Annotated in this window: 12 protein-coding genes; 1 reads left to right on the top strand and 11 read right to left on the bottom strand. The window is 63.7% G+C overall.

Annotation, left to right across the window (positions count from 1 at the left end; genetic code table 11):
* Window positions 1–177: 177 nt before the first annotated feature.
* From A0257_17325 to A0257_17315, 3 genes are all read right to left on the bottom strand, one after another.
* Window positions 178–825: a hypothetical protein gene (locus tag A0257_17325; GenBank protein ID AMR28688.1), complete on the bottom strand. Its 648-nt coding sequence runs from the start codon at window positions 823–825 to the stop codon at window positions 178–180.
* A 214-nt stretch (window positions 826–1,039) separates the two neighbouring features.
* The gene (locus A0257_17320; protein ID AMR28687.1) at window positions 1,040–4,990 is read right to left on the bottom strand and encodes a hypothetical protein; all 3,951 of its coding nucleotides are present in this window, start codon (window positions 4,988–4,990) and stop codon (window positions 1,040–1,042) included.
* Between the two features lie 8 nt (window positions 4,991–4,998).
* Complete coding sequence (locus A0257_17315) at window positions 4,999–7,425, bottom strand: hypothetical protein (protein ID AMR28686.1); 2,427 nt, start codon at window positions 7,423–7,425, stop codon at window positions 4,999–5,001.
* 471 nt (window positions 7,426–7,896) lie between these two features.
* Between A0257_17315 and A0257_17310 the strand changes: the two genes are divergently transcribed.
* Entirely contained in the window at window positions 7,897–8,421 is a 525-nt protein-coding gene (locus tag A0257_17310; protein AMR28685.1) for a hypothetical protein, read from the top strand.
* A gap of 44 nt (window positions 8,422–8,465) precedes the next feature.
* Here the strand turns inward: A0257_17310 and A0257_17305 are convergent, their stop codons facing one another.
* From A0257_17305 to A0257_17270, 8 genes are all read right to left on the bottom strand, one after another.
* The gene (locus A0257_17305) at window positions 8,466–8,993 is read right to left on the bottom strand and encodes a hypothetical protein (protein ID AMR28684.1); all 528 of its coding nucleotides are present in this window, start codon (window positions 8,991–8,993) and stop codon (window positions 8,466–8,468) included.
* Window positions 8,990–9,997, bottom strand: coding sequence for a hypothetical protein (locus tag A0257_17300; GenBank protein ID AMR28683.1), 1,008 nt, complete (start codon window positions 9,995–9,997; stop codon window positions 8,990–8,992). Before A0257_17300 ends, A0257_17305 begins: the two co-directional genes overlap by 4 nt.
* Before the next feature lie 94 nt (window positions 9,998–10,091).
* Window positions 10,092–11,117, bottom strand: coding sequence for a rod shape-determining protein (locus tag A0257_17295; GenBank protein AMR28682.1), 1,026 nt, complete (start codon window positions 11,115–11,117; stop codon window positions 10,092–10,094).
* A gap of 285 nt (window positions 11,118–11,402) precedes the next feature.
* Window positions 11,403–12,998, bottom strand: a complete 1,596-nt coding sequence (locus A0257_17290; protein AMR28681.1) for a hypothetical protein — start codon at window positions 12,996–12,998, stop codon at window positions 11,403–11,405.
* 186 nt (window positions 12,999–13,184) lie between these two features.
* Window positions 13,185–14,759, bottom strand: a complete 1,575-nt coding sequence (locus A0257_17285; protein AMR28680.1) for a bifunctional phosphoribosylaminoimidazolecarboxamide formyltransferase/inosine monophosphate cyclohydrolase — start codon at window positions 14,757–14,759, stop codon at window positions 13,185–13,187.
* A 149-nt stretch (window positions 14,760–14,908) separates the two neighbouring features.
* The gene (locus tag A0257_17280; GenBank protein AMR28679.1) at window positions 14,909–15,622 is read right to left on the bottom strand and encodes a hypothetical protein; all 714 of its coding nucleotides are present in this window, start codon (window positions 15,620–15,622) and stop codon (window positions 14,909–14,911) included.
* Between the two features lie 114 nt (window positions 15,623–15,736).
* Window positions 15,737–16,729 carry a hypothetical protein gene (locus A0257_17275; GenBank protein ID AMR28678.1) on the bottom strand — a complete coding sequence of 331 codons (993 nt, stop codon included), beginning with the start codon at window positions 16,727–16,729 and terminating at the stop codon, window positions 15,737–15,739.
* A 2-nt stretch (window positions 16,730–16,731) separates the two neighbouring features.
* A complete protein-coding gene (locus A0257_17270) occupies window positions 16,732–18,063 on the bottom strand; it encodes a hypothetical protein (GenBank protein AMR28677.1) in 1,332 nt (443 codons plus the stop codon).
* Window positions 18,064–18,705: the final 642 nt, after the last annotated feature.

Below are 18,705 nucleotides of genomic sequence, written 5' to 3'. Positions count from 1 at the left end.
GCTGGCACACCCGCTAACGCGGCCGCACTACCCTGCGCCTGCTTGTTGAAAGTAGATGGCTTGCCTTGTAGCTGCCGGGCACCTACCCCCACAAAAAAGCGCCGGCCTACCGACCAGCGCTTTTGAGTTTTAGCTGAGGCCCGGCATTGCGGCCGGGCCTCCTTCGTTTTGCTCCACCTAGCGGCGGTGCTTGTGCTTGGTGGTGGCCGCTTTGCTCTTGGTTTTGGTTTTCACCTTTTTCTCGGCCGTGTGGTGCTTGGCTTTGTGGGTGGTCGCCTGGTGGCTTTTGCTGCGGTGTGAGGTGGTTTTTTTGCTGTGGTGGCTGCTGGCTTTCTCGCTGGTGTGGTGCTTGCTCTTGCTGCTGTGCCGGGCTTCGCGGGCTTCGGCGGCGCGGCTGGCTTTAGTCGATTTCTTGCTGTGGCTCAACTTGCTGGTGTGGCGGGCGGCGCGGCGGGCTTCGGCGCGGCGCTCGGCGCGGGCGTCAGCGGCACGCTCCTCGGCCCGCTCGATGGCCCGCAGGCGGGCGTGGCGGGCGGCGCGGCGGCTAGCGGCGCTGGCCTCGGCCGTGGCAACGGCTACTTCCTCGGGGCGCGGGTCGGCGGCGGCTTCGCTGTAGTGCGAGAGGCCGTCGGTTTCGGGCGCGGCGGTGGATAGTTGCTCGGATGAGGCAGTGGGCTTCGACAGCTCGGCGGCCTTTTTTCGGCGCACCGGCATCAGGAAATCGCGTTCGGCGCGCTCGCGGGTGCTGAGTTTTTCTTCGCCGGGCAGCTTGGTAACGGCCGGTACTTTTTCGGCCTGAGCCCAGGCGGCCGTGGTGCTCAGCAAGAGCGCGAATAGAACAACTAGCTTCCTCATCAATAATTTACCTTATAGTTTAGAAAAACAAAAATAGGTTATGGGGGCCGTCCGCACAAGCTCCACCGGACGCCCAACCGGGCTTGTCGCGGCGCCTACCCCCTCCTGAAGAGCAGGCCAGCCGCCCCCAAACGTTGCCGCTTTTTTCCGCCTAAAGCCAGCTCAACCACCCGCCCTACCCCCCTCAGCGCGGCGCGATAACCAGCCGCTGCCCCGCCGAATTGGCCCCAAACTCGGGCGCATATAAACACTGCACCTGGCTCAGGCCGCCCGAAAAATTACCGGCCTGGCTCGCCCGCAGCCGATACTCAAACACGTGGGTGCCGCGCGGCACTTCGCTCAAAAAGAAGTGGGTAGCCGCGTCGCGCGGGCTCTCGTAGTAGCCCAGCCCAGCCTGATACTGGTAGCCGCTGACCTGGTTTATCGGCTCCAGGCCGGCGGCGCGCTGGTCCTTGAGATGCACGTATTCGAGGGCGCGGTCGGTGCGCAGCACCAGGCGCACTACCAGCGCGTCGCCCACGTTGAGGGGGGTAGCGGCGCTGATTTTTTCGAGCTGCGGGCCGGCGGCGGTGCGGGTTTCGCGGTAGAGCTGGCGCTCCAGGCTTAGGGGCGTGGCGGCGGGCGTCACCTGGTCGAGGTCTTCAAAATACTGCCAGTAGAGCGCGCCCCAGGCCGGGCCGGCGCTGGTTTTGGTCACGCGCACGCGGCCCTGGGCGGGCTGGATTTCGGCGGCGGGCCACGTCTGCTTGTAGTAGCCGGTGCCGGCCTGGGTGGCTTCGGACTCAATCTTTTGCCCACCGACTTCCACTTGCAGCGGGGGGGTAGGGCGTAGCCAATTGGTGCCGCGCAACAGCAGCGCGTAGCAGGCGTCGGCGGTGGCGCGGGTACTTTCCCAGCTGTGGGTTTGCTTCTGGGTGAGGAGCCAGAGCTTTAGTTCGTCCACCGATTTTTGGTCGTTTTTGATTTCGCCGAACGCCTCGATGAGCGTGGCCTGGGTTTCGGTGGGGGCCTCGCGCCAGTAGTAGCCGGGGCGCACGTCTTGCCAATACATGCCCAAATCGGGCGAGTGCAGGGCGTTTTCGGCCAGCGCCCGCATCACCGTTTGGGCGGCGGGCGCTCGCGCGTCTTCCCTGAATAAGCTGAGGGCAATCTGCGCTTGCAAATAGCGCGTGCGGCCGGGCCAGTAGCGCGCGGCCTGGCCGCGGTAGTAGGCGGCGGCCGGCCGGGCGGCGGCGGCGGCCGGCTGCTGCGGCCAGAAGCTGCGGGCGTACAGCGCCTGCACCTGGAGGTCATCGAGGTGGTCGGCGGCCAGCTTCACGTCCTTCTGGCGGCGCAGGTCGGCATAGTCGCGGGCCTGGGCGGCATCGAGGTAGCGCAGGGCCTGTTGCAGCAGGTCGCGAGCCGCGTCGTCCTGGCCCGCGTCGAAGGCCCCAAGCTTTTTGAGCTTGCCGAAGCCGGCCACGATAAGCTGCGTGATGTAGCGGTCGGCAGGCATCTTTTCGAACCACGGGAAGGCCCCGTTGGGCAGCTGCATCCGCTGCAATTTGGCCAGCGCGGCGGCGGTTTCAGTCGCCAGCCGGGCCTCGTCAAACAGCGTGCTGAGGCGGGCCAGGCGCTCGGTTTCGCCCTGGGCGTCGCGCACCCAGGGCGTTTCTTGCAGCAGGATATTCTTCAGCTCCTGGTTCTGGGCCAGCTTGCTGGCGAGGGCGTTTTGCTGGGCGGCAGTGCCGCTCTGGGCTTGGCGCGTCCACTCGGCCAGCACGGTTTTGAAGCGCGGGTTCGACCGTAGAATCTGGGCGGCCAGCAGGTTGGCGTAGAGGCGGCTGAAGGTTTGCTCGGCGCACTCGTAGGGATATTCCATCAGGTAGGGCAGGCTCTGCACGGCGTACCAGGCGGGGTTGGCGGTCATTTCCAGCGTGAGCGAGTAGTTGCGCCGGGTGGGCGAGCTGGTGCTGGTCAGCTTCGTCAACTCAAACTCGTGCGTGCCGGCCCCGGCCAGGGGTAGGGGTAGGCTCTCAGTAATCAGGATTTTATTGGGAATGACGGGCAGCGTATTATCTTCGCCGTCGGAGTAAGATATCGGGGGTCCGACCCCCGATTTAGTACCTCGGAGGTACTTATTAGACCCTCCGAGGCTCGAATTAGTACCTCCGAAGGACTTATTGGAGCCTTCGAAGGACCTATTGGACCCTCCGAGGCTCGAATTAGACCCTCCGAGGCCCGAATTAGTACCTCCGAGGTCCGAATTAGTACCTCCGAGGGACTTATTAGACCCTCTGTGCTTCAATTTAGACCCTTTTTGGTCCGAAATCGACTCATTGACCGTTTGCGCTACCACGCGGTAGGTGACGGCGGCAGGCGCGAAGTCGGCCGGCAGGTTGATTTCCCAGCCCAGCGCCTGGCTTTGGTGGGCGACGGCGCGCACGGGCTGCCGCGCCGCGCCCTTCACGAGCTGGCCCGTGATATCCTGGCCGGTGGCCGCGTCGAGCAAAAAGAGCTGCGCGGTGCCGCTCGTGGCGTGGTCGGTGAGATTGGAAAATTTGGCGGGGAAGGTGAACGCATCGCCCGGCCGCAGGAAGCGCGGGGCGTTGGGCGTAAGCTGGATTTCCTTTTGCGTGACGAGCTGGCGGGCGAGCTGGCCGCTGTGCAGCTGGCGGTCGTGGGCCAGGGCCAGCAGCTGCCAGCGCGTCACGGCCTCGGGCATCTGAAATTCGAGCACGATGTCGCCGTTTTTATCGGTGCGCAGGGCCGGCTGCCAGAAAGCCGTTTCGCGGAAATCGGAGCGGGTAGGAACAGCGCTGAGGTCGGGGGCAGGCTTTTGTTTAGGGGTACCGTAGCCGATGGTGACCATCTCGTTTAAGGCTGCTGTGTCCTCGCCTATTCTTGCCATGCCTGCTTTCATCATCGCGGGTGATGGAATTGCCACAGACATTGCGCGCATCGGCGCGTGCGGCGCAGAGCCCGGCGTACCAGAAAGATTGGACATATCCGGCGCATCCGTATTACCCTTCACCGTAACGGTAGCCACCATACGTCGGCGCATATTTCCATTCTTCTCCTTTAACTCCAGCTGGTCCGGCACCTCGTCCAGGTGCTGCTGCCAGTCATTCAATTCAGGATACTCAACGGCAGCTGGTTCCGGCCCCTCATCTGTCGTCCCGTAAGAGTCAGAGCTAACCGCCCCAAACTCCCCCTGCCAGCCAAACCGCGCCGGGTAGTAGCCGCTATTAAAAGCCAATTTCTCAAAACTATGCGGCCGGAACGCGTCCAGACTCTGGTCGTAGAGGGTGGCCAGCAGCTCGGCATCGGCGGGCTGGCCGTTGGCCTGCTGGATGGTGAGGCGCCAGGTTTCGCGCTGGCCGGGCTGGAGCCGGTCGCGGAAAGTGGCCAGGGAAAGGCGCAATGCCTGGGGCCGCTCGGCCACCCGGATGGTGGCGTCGTGGCGGTAGAGGCGGTTGGCGCGCACCTGCGTGGTGTGCACGTAGAGCGGGCCGCGCGCCCCGGCCGGGCCGCTGGCCACGAGCAGGCGGCGCTGCTCGCCGGCGCGCAGCGTCAGCCACTCGCGGCGCAGCAGCTGGCCGCCGCGCTCCACTTCGAGCAATATGCGGGCCTCGGCCTCGCTGCTGCCCAGCAGCACGGGGGCCAGCTGGCCGGGGGCCACGGTGTCGGCCGGCACCACGAACCAATCGGGCGTGGCGTAGGGCACCGTCGCGGCCTGCGAGTCGTAGAGCGTGAAATCGAGCCGCGCCCGCGCCGAGTCGGCCCCAGCGGCCAGGGCTTCGAGGCGGTAGCGGCCGGTGGGCAGCGCGGCCAGCGCGACGCGCAGGTCCAGGTCGGGGCTGTTTTTCGTGTCGAAGGCGAGCGTTTTGACCAGTTCGCCGGGGGCCTCGTTGTCGTCGGTTTCGGGGGTAGGGCCGGGCACGCCGGGCGGGTTGGGGCGGTAGCGGCGCGCCAGCAGGCGCAGCGTGCCGGCGGCGGGCAGCGGCTCGCCGGTGGCGTTGGTGCTCAGCAGCACGAAGGGGGGTAGGGCCTGCTTGTCGGCCTGGTCGGGGCCAATAAGCTGCAGGCTGAGCGGGTTGCGGCCGATGGGCAGGCTGCGGGTGCCGGTGCGGGTTTCGCCGGCCGCGTCGGTCACGTCGGCGGTTATTTCGAATAGGAAGCCGGGCTGCCAGCCACCCCCCCCCGCCCCGGCCGGAGCCAGCGGCGGCGTGAAGGTGACGGCAAAGCGCCCTTCGGCATCGGTGGTGGTGGTGCCGTGGGCGATTTCCTGGTTGCCGCCGCGCGGGCCGGGCCGGAAGCGGCCCCTACCCCCCCCTCGTAGTCGAACAGCGGCCACAGCTCGCGGCGCGTGATGTGGTAGCGCACGCCCGCGCCATCGGTGGCCTGGCCGGCGTAGGCGCGGGCGCGGCCGGTGAGGGTCAGCGGCTGGCCCAATTGCGGCCGGCCGGGCACCGAGTCGAGCGTCACCAAAAAGGTGGGCCGCTTATAATCCTCCACCGCGAAGCTGAGGCTGCCGTTGTCGGTTTGCAGCTGCATTTCGCCGTTGAGCAGGCCAGTGGGCAGCACCAGCGAACCGTTAAACGAGCCAAAATCGGAGGTCGTGAAGGGCAGCGTCTGCACGGTCTGGCCGTTCACATCGCGCAGGCGCACGCTCACCGACTGGCCGGTGAGCAAGCTGGCCTTTTCGCCCAGACTCTGGGTCAGAATCCCCTTGAAATACACCGTCTGCCCCGGTCGGTAAATGGCGCGGTCAGTGAACAGAAACGTGCGCCGCCGGGGTTGCTCAGGCTGATTATTTGTTGGGTAATTATAATTACCTACACCTTCAACAAATAATGTATCAGCACCTCGCCACAGATTAATCGCATCAAAGTCCTCTTTCTCAGACCCAGCTAATAGTGGCAATAATACTTGTCCTTGCTCATCAGTAAGCACTACTTTACCTAGTCGCTTCGTATTTCTCTTCCCTCTGCTATCATGCACACTGAGCCTAGCTTGAGCTTTTACACCCAATAAAGGCTCACCACTTTGGCGGTGTAAAACAAGCAGTCGTAACGTCCCTGTATTAAGGGCACGTTGATTCACAGTACTTAGCTCACTTGCTCCTATCACTGCAAAGGATGTTACCAGACCAGCCCGCGGCGCAGTTGGTTTTTGAGACTGATTACTGATTATGACTATGTAGTGACCAAGTGGCAATGCAGCGCCAGCCACACTAAACTTTTGCTCTTTGTAATTAACCAGCTGGCTCGGTACGGCAATCGTCCAACTTGCACTTGGTGCCTTTTTGAAAACACGAGCATACCGTTGGGCTGGCTCTTCATAGTGCTCATCATATTCGCTAACTGTAGTTTTTTCCCACTCGCGCAGCGTGATGCGGTAGGCCCAGGCGTGCAATCCGGTTACGTTGCGGGTCGTCAGGTCGAGGCGCCAGGGCTGGCCGGGCACCACCACGTCGGCGGCGGTAAAGGCCAGCTCGGGCCGCTCGATTTCGGCCCGCAGCAGCCGCGCCCGCGCCGCGCCGCGCGACTTCGGAAACCGGGCTTCGGCCGCGCGGGTGAGGGCCACGGCCGCCACGTTGTCGCCGGCCTCGCGCCGGGCCTGCGCCCGCCGGGCGATGAACTCGGTGCTGAGGGGTAGGGCCTGGTAAGTGGCGGCCATTCGGGTCAGGGCCGGCTCCACCAGCGCGGCGAGGTCGGTATTCTGCACGAGGCCGCGCAGGTAGTCGAGGCGCTGCAAGTCCACGTCGGCCAGGGCCGTAAGGTTGCCGGCGGCCAGGCGGGCGGCCGTGAGGCGCTGCAACAGCCGCAGCTCCAGCAGCGGGCCGTTGAGCGAGTCATCGGCCGGGGCGATAAGCTTGAGGGCGGCAAATTCCGGGGCGCTGCCCAGCAGTTTGGGGTCGGTGGGCTGCCACTGCTGCTCGGGCTTGGTGAGGTATAATTCCTGGTTTTGCAGGGCCGCGATGGCGCGCTGGGCCAGCAGGTCGTAGAGCGTGGGCCGCCGGGCGCGGCCTTCGGCATCGCCGCCGGTGGCCAGGTCGCCGAGCTGGGCCAGGGTGGTCGTGAGCTGGCGCTGGGGCTCATCTGCTACCGACAATTCGTAGTGGCGCACGATGGCGGCGGCCAGCCGGCCGGCATCCCAGGTGGCGAGGCCGGTGCCCGCGTCGGCCCCGGCCAAGGGGGTAGGGCCGGGGCTGGGCGCGGCCCCGTTGGTGCGGTCGTAGAGCTGGTAGCGATGCTGGCTGTAATAATCAGCATATAGCCCGCCCAGCAGCGAGTGCAGAATGGGCCGGGCCGGAAAGCCAGCCGCTTTCAGGTCTTTTTCGAGCAGGGCAATGGCCTTTTCGTCGGCGTCATTCTCCTTATTCTCCAGCAAACGGATTTTGTAGAGCAGCGCCCGCACGTAGTTCGGGGCGTTGTTCTCGCGCCGGGCCTGCTGATAAAGCTGCTCCACCAGCGGCGCGGCGGTGGCGGTTTGCTCCTTGGCCAGCAACGCGTCAATTTTCTTCCACCGCGCCGCGAAGGGAGCAGGCGGCCCCGGTGCGGCCGAATCGGCGAGGAAAGTGGTCATCAGCAAGCAGCAGACGAGGAGGAAGTAACGCATGAAAAACGGGCCGAACGGCTGGGGTTAACAGCCCAAAGATGCCGGAAGCCGGCGAAATGCACACTGCGCTTCCTGGTGGGCAGCACGAATTCTCACCCCTTATACCCCCTCTAAAAAAGCCGCTGGCTCCCGGATTTTTTCAATTCGCGTCTTCTTCAGCGAAAGGCCAGGGGGTAGGGTTTCGCCGCACGGCCTGGTGCGCTGTATTTGCACAATATACCACGCCGTACATTTACCACATAAAATTTCCTACCCCCTTGCTCCAAGCCCAACCCGCCGCCTTTATTGCTGAGTAGCAGCCGCTGGCACGGATTGCCAAAGCCTTCGCCCACCCGGCACGAATGGCCATTAGCCAACTAGCTGGCTGGCAAACAGACTTGTATTTCGGGCGACATCACTTTTTTCACCACCAGCATGACAACCCCCACCTTTCCCCGAATGCACGTTTCGCTCTACGTGGCCGACTTGGCCGCCACGGTCAGCTTCTACACGACTTTCTTTGGTCAGGAGCCGAGCAAAGTGCGCCCTGGCTACGCCAAATACACGTTGGCGCACCCCTCGCTTATTATCTCGTTCGTTGAAAATCCCGACCGGGTGCAGTCCCATTTTGGCCACCTGGGCTTTCAGGTTGAAACCGTGGCCGAGCTGGCCGAGCGCCGGGCCACCGCCGAAGCCGCCGGCCTTATCAGCCGCGAAGAAATCGGCACCAGCTGCTGCTATGCTAAGCAAGACAAGTTTTGGGTGAATGACCCCGACGGCGTAGAATGGGAAGTGTACTATTTCCACGCCGATGCCGAGTTCAACGACCCGCGCTACCAAGCCGAGTACGACGCGGCCCGCTCCGAAGTCAGTCAGTGCTGCGTCGCCGCGCAGCCAGCACTACCAATTTTGGCCGAAGCCGCGCTGAATGCAGCCGGCTATGCCAGTCCCACCTCCCGCACCCTAGAATCGAACTGCTGCTAGCCTGGCCCCGCACGCGCGGGCCAAGCTTCCGCACGGGGCCGGCGCTAGCTGCGGTTGCGGCGCACCGGAAAAAACAGCAACTGCACAATCAGCAGCGCCACGCTCGTGAACAAAATACTCACCCCTATCCTACTCAGCGTGCGCAACGGGTGCTGAAACGAGCCCAATTCCAGGAAGAAATACAGCGCGTGGTGCAGGCTCACAAGCAGCAGCAGGTACACCAGAAACCACTGCCAGCCCATCTGATGCACGTTCACGGTGTCCTGGGCGTCGTAGCCGTCGCGGGGCGTGAGCAGGCGCAGCACCCAGGGGCGCAGGTAGGCCAGCAGCACGGCCGCCGCCGCGTGCAGCCCGCCCGTGTCGTAGCTGATATCCATCGCCAGCCCCATCGCGAAGCCCAGCAGCAGCTGCACCGCGATGGGCGTGCGTAGCGGCAAAAACAGCACGAAGCCCAAATATAAAAAGCACCAGCCCAGCCCAAACAGCGACAATTGCCCCACCAGGAGCACCTGCACGCCCGCATACAGCCCGAAGCGCAGCAGCTGGCGCAGGATTTCCCCCAAGGTACTCATCGGGTGGGGCGGGTGGCTCTCGGTTTGGCCGGGGTAGGCTCGGGGGCCGTGAGCGCGGTTTCGAGCGAGTCGCGCCCGGTGCGGGGGCGGTTGTGCACTACGTACACGTAAGTGAGGCGGCTAAAATCGACGGCCAGCCGCAGCTTCACCGTCCAGAAATTCTTATCCGGCTCCTTCACGAACGACTCCACGGTGCCCACCAGCACGCCCTCCGGGAACACGGCGTTGTAGCCCGACGTCACCACCGAGTCGCCCACCGCCAGGCGGTTCTGGCGCGGAATGTAGTCGAGCAGCGCGTGGCTGTAGTCGTCGCCGGGCCATTTCACGCTGCCAAAGGTACCGTCGCGCTTTATTTTGGCGGCCACCGCCATCTTCGAGTGCAGCAGCGAAAACACCGTGGCGTAGTGCGCGCTCACCGCTTTCACCTGGCCCACCACGCCGTCGGCGCTCATCACGCCCAGGCCGGGCTGCACCCCGTCGGCCGCGCCCACGTTCAGGGTCAGGTAGTTATCCACGGCCCGCAGCGAGTTGTTGAGCACTCGGGCCGGCACCAGGGGGTAGGCGGCATCGCGGGTGGCCAGCCGCGCGCCCGCCAGCAACAGGGTGTCGGGAGTTGCTGGTTGCTGGTTTCTGGTTCCTGGTTTTGGGTTTGCCGCCAGCGTGGCCGGGTCGGGCCGCAGGTGGCGGTAAATGACGTGCCCCAGCGTATCGCGGCCCACGGGCAGCGAGTCGGCCTCGCGCCGGGTAAAATCGGGGGGGTAGAGCTGCTGGCGCAGCCGGGCGTTGTCGGCCAGCAGTTGCCGGTTCAGCTCATCAAGCTTGAAATAATCGGCCACCTGGGTGCGCCGCGCCAGCACCACGCCCGCGTAGGCATTGGCCGAGTTGAAAAACGCCGCCCGCTGATACGAGCTATTCGTAACAAACAAGAACAGGCTCACCACCTCCAGCAGCACGAAGAGCATCACCCCTTGGTAGCGCAGCAGAAACGCGATGAGATTACGCATAAATAGGTAAGAGTTAAGAGTTGAGAGTTAAGAATTAGGGGCGACGGTGAATGCACAAGGTCAACTCTTAACGCTTAACTCTCAACTCTTAACTCTACGTCAGTAGTACGCCCCGGTAGGCTTGAATGTCCTTGATGGCCTTGCCGGTGCCGCGTACCACGGCGCGCAGCGGGTCTTCGGCAATGTGGATGGGCAGCTTGGTTTTGGCGGCCAGACGCTTGTCGAGGCCGCGCAACAGCGCACCGCCGCCGGTGAGGTGAATGCCGTTTTCGTAGATGTCGGCCGACAGCTCGGGCGGACTGATTTCCAGCGCCTTGAGCACGGCTTCCTCAATTTTGGCCACCGATTTATCGAGCGCGATAGCGATTTCCGACGACGTGACTTTTATCACTTTCGGAATACCCGTCATCAAATCGCGGCCGCGCACCTCGTAGTCGGGCGGCGTCACATCGAGCTCGGTCAGGGCCGCGCCCACCTCAATTTTAATGCGCTCGGCCGAGCGCTCGCCAATCAGCAAATTGTGCTGCCGGCGCATATAATCCAGAATATCCTGGTTGAAAACGTCGCCGGCCGTCTTAATCGATTGGTCGCACACGATGCCCGACAGGGCAATGACGGCAATCTCGGTGGTGCCGCCCCCGATGTCGATTATCATCGAGCCGATGGGTTGCTCCACGTCGATTCCAATGCCGATGGCCGCCGCCATTGGCTCCTGAATCATCCAGACTTCCTTGGCCCCAGCGTGCTCGGCCGAGTCGCGCACGGCGCGCTTCTCGACCTCCGTAATGCCGCTCGGAATGCAGATAACCATGCGGTGCGAGGGCTGAAACAGCCGCTTGCGCGTGTCGATGAGCCGGATGAGGCCCTTTATCATCTCCTCCGCCGCGTGGAAATCGGCGATTACGCCGTCCTTTAGCGGCCGGATGGTCTTGATATTATCGTGCGTTTTTTCGTGCATCTGCTGGGCCTTGGTGCCCACCGCGATGACTTTGTTGGTGGTGCGGTCCTTGGCGATAATGCTCGGCTCGTCCACCACAATCTTGTCATTATGAATGATTAACGTATTGGCAGTGCCCAGGTCAATGGCAATGTCGCTGGTCAAAAAATTGAAGAACCCCATTTAGATAGCCCCGCGCGGAATAAGTAGCGTTAGCAAGAAACAAAGGTACGATAGAACGCAGTGGAGAAAAGGAGCCGCAGCAGGTAATGACTAATGACGAGTGACTATAGGACTTACGCAAATCGTCTGTCATTGCGAGCAAAGCGAAGCAATCGCCCCAGAACGACACCCGCGCCGGTCGTTCTGGGGCGATTGCCGCGACCTTGCTTAATGCGCAACATGCTCGCAAGGACAGACGATTTGCGTAAGTCCTAGACTAACAAAGTTCTTCATTAGTCACTACCATCATTGCGCCTTGTCCAGGGCCAGGCGGCCTTCCTCCAAATCGAGCTCGTTTTCGAGCTTGCGCAGGGCTTCCTCGCTGGTGTTTTGTTCGCGGCGCAGCTCGGCGAGCAAGCCGCGCTCGTAGTGAATGACTACCTCTTGCAGCTTTTGGAAGGGGGTAAGGGCTATCTCGGGCAGGGCCTCGCCGGGCGAGTTTTCGCGGCGGCGCAGGCGCTCCAGGCGCTGCTGGTAGCGGTGCTGCATGCGGGTCAGGATTTCGGGCGGGGCCTGGCCGGCGGCAGCGGGGCTGGCCAGGTAGTCGATGGTTTGGCTGGCCAGGCGCAGGCGCAGCTCCAGCACCTCGTGGTCGGCCCCGTCATCGACCTCAACTCCCAGCCAGCCGATGAGCGGCCGCAGCGTGAGGCCCTGCACCAGTATCGAAATCAGAATGACGACGAACGTGAGCAGCAAAATGGGATTGCGCTGCGGAAAGCCCGCGCCCGTGGGCATCGCCAGGGGTAGGGCCAGCGCGGCGGCCAGCGACAGCACCCCGCGCATGCCGCCCCAGCCAATGAGCGTGACCTCGCCCGCCGATAGCTGCTGCTGCTTGGAGTGGCCAATAGCCGCCAGCCGGCGCAACAGCGTGGCCGAGGGGTACACCCACAGCATCCGCGCGCCGATTACCGCCAGGCTGATGAGCGCGCCGTAGCCCAGCAGCGCCCAGCGCAGCTCGGGGGCCACGCCCGCCACAATGGTCGGCAGCTGCAAACCTATTAAAATGAATACCAGGCCATTGAGCAAAAAGGACAGCGTATCCCACACGGCGGCCGACTGCAGGCGGCCTTCGTGGGTGAAGATGCGCGCCGAATACTGGCTCATAAATAAGGCGGCCGTCACCACGGCCAGCACGCCCGAGCCGTGCGCGGTTTCGGCCAGCAGGTAGGCGGCGTAGGGCGTGAGCAGGCCCAGGCTGGTATCGACGGTGACGCTGGTGCGCGAGAGTCGGTGCACCAGGTAAAACGCGGCCCCCACCGCCAGCCCTACCCCCACGCCAATGCCCGCCACCAGCACCAGCTGCCCAGCGGCCACGCCCAGCGCAAACTGCCCCGTAACTATCGCCGCCACCGCATAGCGGTAAGCAATGAGGCCCGTAGCGTCGTTCACCAGGCTTTCGCCCTCCAGAATGGCAATGATGCGCCGCGAAATGGGCAGGCCCTTGGTGGCCACCGAAGCCGACACGGCATCGGTGGGCGCAATAATGGCGGCCAGCACAAACGCCGGCCCCCAGCCAAAGCCGGGCAGCACGTAGTGCGCCACGGCCGCCACCAGCACCAGCGAAAACAGCACGCAGCCTATCGCCAGCAGCCCAATCGGCCGAATCTCACTGCGGAAAGCCGACCACGACAGCTGCCAGGCCGACGAGTAGAGCAGCGGCGGCAGAAACACGAAAAACACCAGCTCCGGGGCCAGCGTCACCGGCGGCAGGCCCGGCAACAGGCTCAGCGCCAGGCCCGCCAGCACCAGCAGCACGGGGTACGGAATGCGCAGCCGGTTGGCCACCTCGGCCAGCGCCGTGGTCACGGCCAGGAGAATAACGAGTAGCTCGATTTCGTACATAGAACGGGGGGTAGGGTTGCAGAAGGGCGTTACGCGCGTCCGGAATAAAAGACGAACGTCATGCTGAGCCTGTCGAAGCATCTCTACCGCGTAAGTAACTCCTGACGTTAGGATTACTTACGCGGTAGAGATGCTTCGACAGGCTCAGCATGACGTTCATTTAACTCATATTTTGCTTATACAGCGCTAGTGCTTGAAATGCCGCACGCCCGTCAGCACCATCGCCAGGCCCAGGCGGTCGCAGGCGTCGATGCTGTCCTGGTCCTTAATGGAGCCGCCGGGCTGCACCACGGCGCGCACGCCCGCCGCCGCCGCGATTTCCACGCAGTCGGGAAACGGGAAAAACGCATCCGATGCCATCACCGCGCCGTGCAAATCGAAGCCGAAGCTCGCGGCCTTCTCGATGGCCTGGCGCAGGGCATCGACCCGCGAGGTCTGGCCCACGCCCGAGGCCAGCAGCTGGCCGGGCCGGGCCAGCACGATGGTGTTGCTTTTGGTGTGCTTGCAGATTTTGCCGGCAAACTCCAGGGCCGCCACTTCGAGGGGGGTAGGGGCCGATTTGGTGACGGTGCGGAAGTCCCGCGCCGTCTCGCTTTGCAAGTCGGCATCTTGCTCAATCACACCGTTGAGCAAGGTTTTGAAGAGCTTAGCCGGAAAATGCACTGGCTTCTGCTTCAAAAGAATACGGTTCTTTTTGCTCTGCAAAATGGGGAGCGCATCAGCCGCGAAGCTGGGCGCGATGAGGACTTCAAAGAACAACTTATTTAGCTCCTGCGCCGTGGCCAAGTCCACTTCCTGGTTCGCGACAATGACGCCCCCAAAAGCCGAAACCGGGTCGCAGGCCAGCGCATTGACGTAGGCCGCGTGCAGGTCGGCGGCCTGGGCCACGCCGCAGGCATTGGTGTGCTTGAGGATGGCCACGGCCGGCGGCCCGCCCGCAAACTCGCGCATGAGCTGCACGGCGGCATCCACATCGACCAGATTATTGTAGCTCAATTGCTTGCCGTGCAATTGGTCGAACAGCGCGCCCAGGTCGCCAATAAACGAGCCGGTTTGGTGCGGATTTTCGCCGTAGCGCAAAGGGGTGCGGGCAGACTTACCAGTACTGCTTTCCACATTGACCGTAACCGAAGTCGTCGTCCAGGAACCCGATTCGGTGCCTTGGCGCACGTATTTCTGAATCTCCGTATCGTAGTGGCTGGTCGTGAAGAAAGCGGCGGCAGCGTAGCGGCGGCGCTCCTCGTAGCTGGGGCTGCCGTTGGTTTCTTCCAGCAACTGCGTCACGGCTTCGTACTGGTCGCGCGAGCTGACTACCAGCACGTCGCGGTAGTTTTTGGCGGCGGCGCGCAGCAGCGCGATGCCGCCGATGTCAATTTTCTCAATCACTTCCGCTTCGGGCGCGCCGCTGGCCACGGTTTCCTCAAACGGATACAAATCGACCACCACCAAATCAATGGGTGGAATGCCGTGCTCGGCGGCCTGGGCGAGGTCGCCGGCCTCGTGGCGGCGGTGCAGAATGCCACCGAATACCTTGGGATGAAGCGTTTTCACGCGGCCCCCAAATACTTCGGGGAAGCCGGTGAGGTCCTCCACGGCAATTACCTCTGCGCCTTGCTCTTCGAGAAATTTCTGGGTGCCGCCCGTGGAGTAGAGCGTCACGCCGAGGCGGCGCAGGGTAGCTACAAGCGGGGCCAGCCGGTCTTTGTGATACACGGAAAGCAAGGCGGCGCGAATGGGGCGGGCGTCGGAGGCGTCGGACATAAACCAAGGAAAATGAGGGGTAAGAAACCGAGCGAGGGACAGCGATTGCCTCGCCCCTACCCCGCCAACCGCGGGCGGGGCCTGGTCGGGCAAAGGTAGCGTGCTTGGGTGGGCCGCCTCTTGACCCGCTTCCCCTGCTGCCGACTAGGCTACGGGCGGGCATCCCGGCCAGCAAGCCGCCGCACCAGGTAGTAGCTGAACAGATACCCCACCGCAAAAGCCAGCACGATGACGCCCGTCGGCACGTAGCCGCCCCAGAACAGGAACGGCACGGTGCCCACTGCCAGCCAGCTGAGGAGCCGCAGCCAGCGCGCCAGCGGGGTTTGCCAAAAAGGTAGCCGGACTATCGTATCCGGCCCTACCCAGCGGGCCAGCTGGGCTGCCAGCTCGTTCAGGGGCACGCTGCCCGGCGGGTCGTTGGGCAGCGCACCCGGCGGGTCGGCTAGGCGCAGCACCCGGCCGCCGGCCAGTTCCAGGCGCAGGTAGTAGCGCGTAAAAACCCGGTCCCGGTCCAGCCAGAGCTGATACGCCACGAGGCTGGTCAGCGGAATGGTTTCGGCGGCCGTGGCCGGTGCGCCGCTCAGGGGTGCCAGGCGCAGGGCCTGCGGACTCAGCGTGAGCAGCCGCCAGGCAGTATCGCGCGTGGCCGTGCGCCAGGCCAGGGGTAGGGCACCCACGGCCAGCACCAGCAGCAGCCCACTTGCCAGTTTCCAATAGCTCCACAGCGCTATCCCCAGGGGCAAGGCCAGCAGCGTGAAACCAACCAGCAGTGAGCATACCACCAGGCGGCCGAGCGGCTCGTTCGTAACCGGGCTGCTCAGGACCGGGGCGGAAGCCGGGCTTGCGGGCCGTTGGTCGGACATAGGGCGTTTGATTTAAAGCTGTTTAGGAAGACTCACGCGCTCAGCAGCCAACGGCATTTTTTACTGAGATTCGCCGGGAAGGACTGCCAAACTACCTGGGTAAGTCTTGCCCAATTACCACTTATCCAGCCAGGCTTTTTTCTTGGCCTCAAATTCCGCAGCAGTAATCACGCCCGCGTCGAGCAGCTGCTTGAGCTTTTGCAGCTGCTCGGCGGGGTCGGGGGGAGTAGGGGCCGGGCCGACCGGGGTAGCCAGCAGGCGGCCCAGCTCGGCCCCGGCCCCTAGCTGCAAGCCCGCGCCGGCCAGGCCGCCGGTGTTGCGGGCGGCTTCGCGCAGGACCTTCAGTTTTTCCAGGTCGGCGTAGCTGAGGCCGGCGGCGGTGGCGGCCTGGGTGTCGGCCGATACGTCGGCTACCCGCCCGATGCGCCGCTGCGTGGCCGCGTCGAACACGGTGCCGGTGAGGCGAAAGTCCGTTAGCTCAATGCCCAGCACGGCAAACTCAGGAGTTAGCAGTTCGCGCAGGCGCTCGGAGAGGACGGTTAGCTGGGCGTCGAGCTGCTGGTAGGAGAAGCCAGCCGCCGCTAGCTGCGTCGCCAAATCCTGCCCGATGCGGCCTTGCAGCAGCAGCTTGGCCTGCGCTACCCCGTAGGTATCACCCAGGCCGGCAACTTCCGTAAAAAACCGGCGCGCATCGGCCAGGCGAAACGAAAAGTTGCCGTGCGCGCCCAGCTCCACCGGCAGCTGGTACACCGGGTCGAGGTACTTCACGGGCGCGGCCGTGCCCCAGGGCTGGTTCACGTTTTCGGCCCGGCGATAGAAATAAATCTTCAGCTTGTGCTCGCTCTCGAAGCGGGTGCGCAGCTTGCTCAGCGTGGTGAGAAAGGGGTGGTTATCAGTCTCCAGGTTGTAGAGCCCTTCGGCGTCGAGCACGTCGGCCAGCTCGCCTTCATACACCAGCAGCACGCCCTGGCCGGGGCCGACGAGCAACTTGCTGGCGTTCTTGATTTCGTCGTGAGCCGACGAAAATTTCCACAGCAGCAGCCCCGCCTGCGGTTCGGCCCACTGAATAACTTCGGCCAACTGGCCCCGAAAGAAGTTGAATGCCATAATTACTTGACAGTAACGGCCGGGCCGAGCTGGCCGGTCGGGCTCAGGGTGTAGGTAGTGCGGCCGGAGCCGATAATAAAGTCACCAGGATAGCGCAGGGCCATATCGGGGGCGCTGGCGTCGGCGGGCAGCGGGGTGCTGAAGCGGATGGCGGCCGTGCGGGCATCCAGCGCCTGCACGAGGCGCGGGCTGTTGGGGGCCGCCGTGGGCTGAAAGGTAAGCAGCACGTAATCCGCCCCCGTATAAAGCACCGCCGGGTTGAAGTAGTGGCGGCCAGGCGTGAAGTCGCGGAGCGACAGCACCCGGTCCTGAGTCCTATCGCTGGCAGTCAGGAAGCCCTTCGTGTGCGGGTCGGCCTCGGTGAAGCTCCCGAAGCCGCCGTAATCGTCCTGCCACTGAAACCGCGGCGCATCTTTGGGGCCGCCGCCATTGTCGCGGTACTGGTAGGTAATCAGTCGAATGGGCTCCTCGGGATAATCCACCGAAGCATGGCTGAAGGCAAAGCCCGTGCGCGCGGGGCTACCCGGCCGCAGGGTGCCGAAGGTGTGGGCGGCACTCCACTGCTCCTTGTTAGTATAGGTGCGCTGGATGAGGGGGTAAAGGTTGAGGTTGTGACCGTCGTTGGTGAACACGCGCAGAGCATCGTCGTCGTCGGGGCCGGGCTCGATGGTGGCCACACCGCTGGCCAGGGCGGGCTGCCCGGCCTGCAAAGTGGCCGTGATATTGCGCACGCCGGGCGGGGCCGCGCTTAGCTGGTACACGGCGTTTTCGCAAAACCCGTACAGCGTCCCGTCCGAAAGCTGCTTGAGTTTCACCTCGACGGTGGTAGTCGGGGTTTTGTCGGGTAGGGCGATGAGCTGCCGCGCCGCCCCGGTGCGGGCATCGTAAAAGCCCACGGTGAGCTTGGGAAGCTCCTTTCTGGAAACCTGCCGCTCCCCGGCTACTACCAACATCGGCTGCCCATCGGCACCGGGCAGCAGCGCGGTGTTCGCGTTGTCCCAGCTGGGCTGCTCGGCGGGCTCCTGGTAGCTGGGCACGAGGGGAACAGTGCTAGCAGGCCGGTTGCCATCCATAAAATGCACGACAAGGAACAGCAGCACGATGCTCCCCGTTCCCAACGCAACCAGCAGCCGGATTAGGCGCATCCGGTCGGTCGGCACCGGAGCCGGCCGGGGCATCGGGTCCGGCACCTGCCGGATGTTGATATTAATGTCGTCGTTATCGAGGTAATACTCCGTGCCGCAGTTGTCGCAGCGAAAAGTATCGGGCCGAATCTCGGTTTTCTGCGTGCTGCCGCATTTGGGGCACTGAATTGCTACGATTTGCTTCGCCATACTGAATAAGCAGCCCGGCCCTGAAACCGAATAGGCTAGTAGCGCTTACGCGCGCCGATGGCCGGGGTTGGCAGTCGGCCAGCCACCGCAGCGGCAAACTAAAAAGTAATTTTACCAGGGCTTACGCAGCCAGCATTTCGCGCCAGGTTTCGCAAGTCTTATTTGTAACTAATGTTACGCAACGGGGAGTAGCGCGAACTTGGTAGTTCGCGTCCCCGCGCCGTTCTACTGGCTTTAACGGCGCGGGGACGCGAACTACCAAGTTCGCGCTACTCCCCGTTGCCATCTCGAATAAGATAGGGCGTAACAGCAGTTTGTAAGCCTTGCATTTCCTATCGCTCGCTTCAATCGTTCGAGGTGCGTGCGCGGTCGTCCGGGGTGTCGGCGCAGTCGTCCGGGGTGCGTGCGCGGTCGTTCGGGGTGTGTACGCGGTCGTCCGGGGTGCGTGCGCGGTCGTTCGGGGTGCGTGCGCGGTCGTTCGGGGTGCGTGCGCGGTCGTCCGGGGTGTGTGCGCGGTCGTTCGGGGTGTCGGCGCGGTCGTCCGGGGTGCGTGCGCGGTCGTTCGGGGTGTGTACGCGGTCGTTTCGCTAGTGAAAACGAACGGGGGGCTGACAGCAGCGGGAGCTTCCAAAAGACAGAGTC

Origin of the sequence: Hymenobacter psoromatis, assembly GCA_001596155.1 — a bacterium.
GTDB lineage: Bacteria > Bacteroidota > Bacteroidia > Cytophagales > Hymenobacteraceae > Hymenobacter.
Note: the sequence above shows the minus strand (reverse complement) of the source record. Positions and strands in the feature narration are given on the sequence as shown.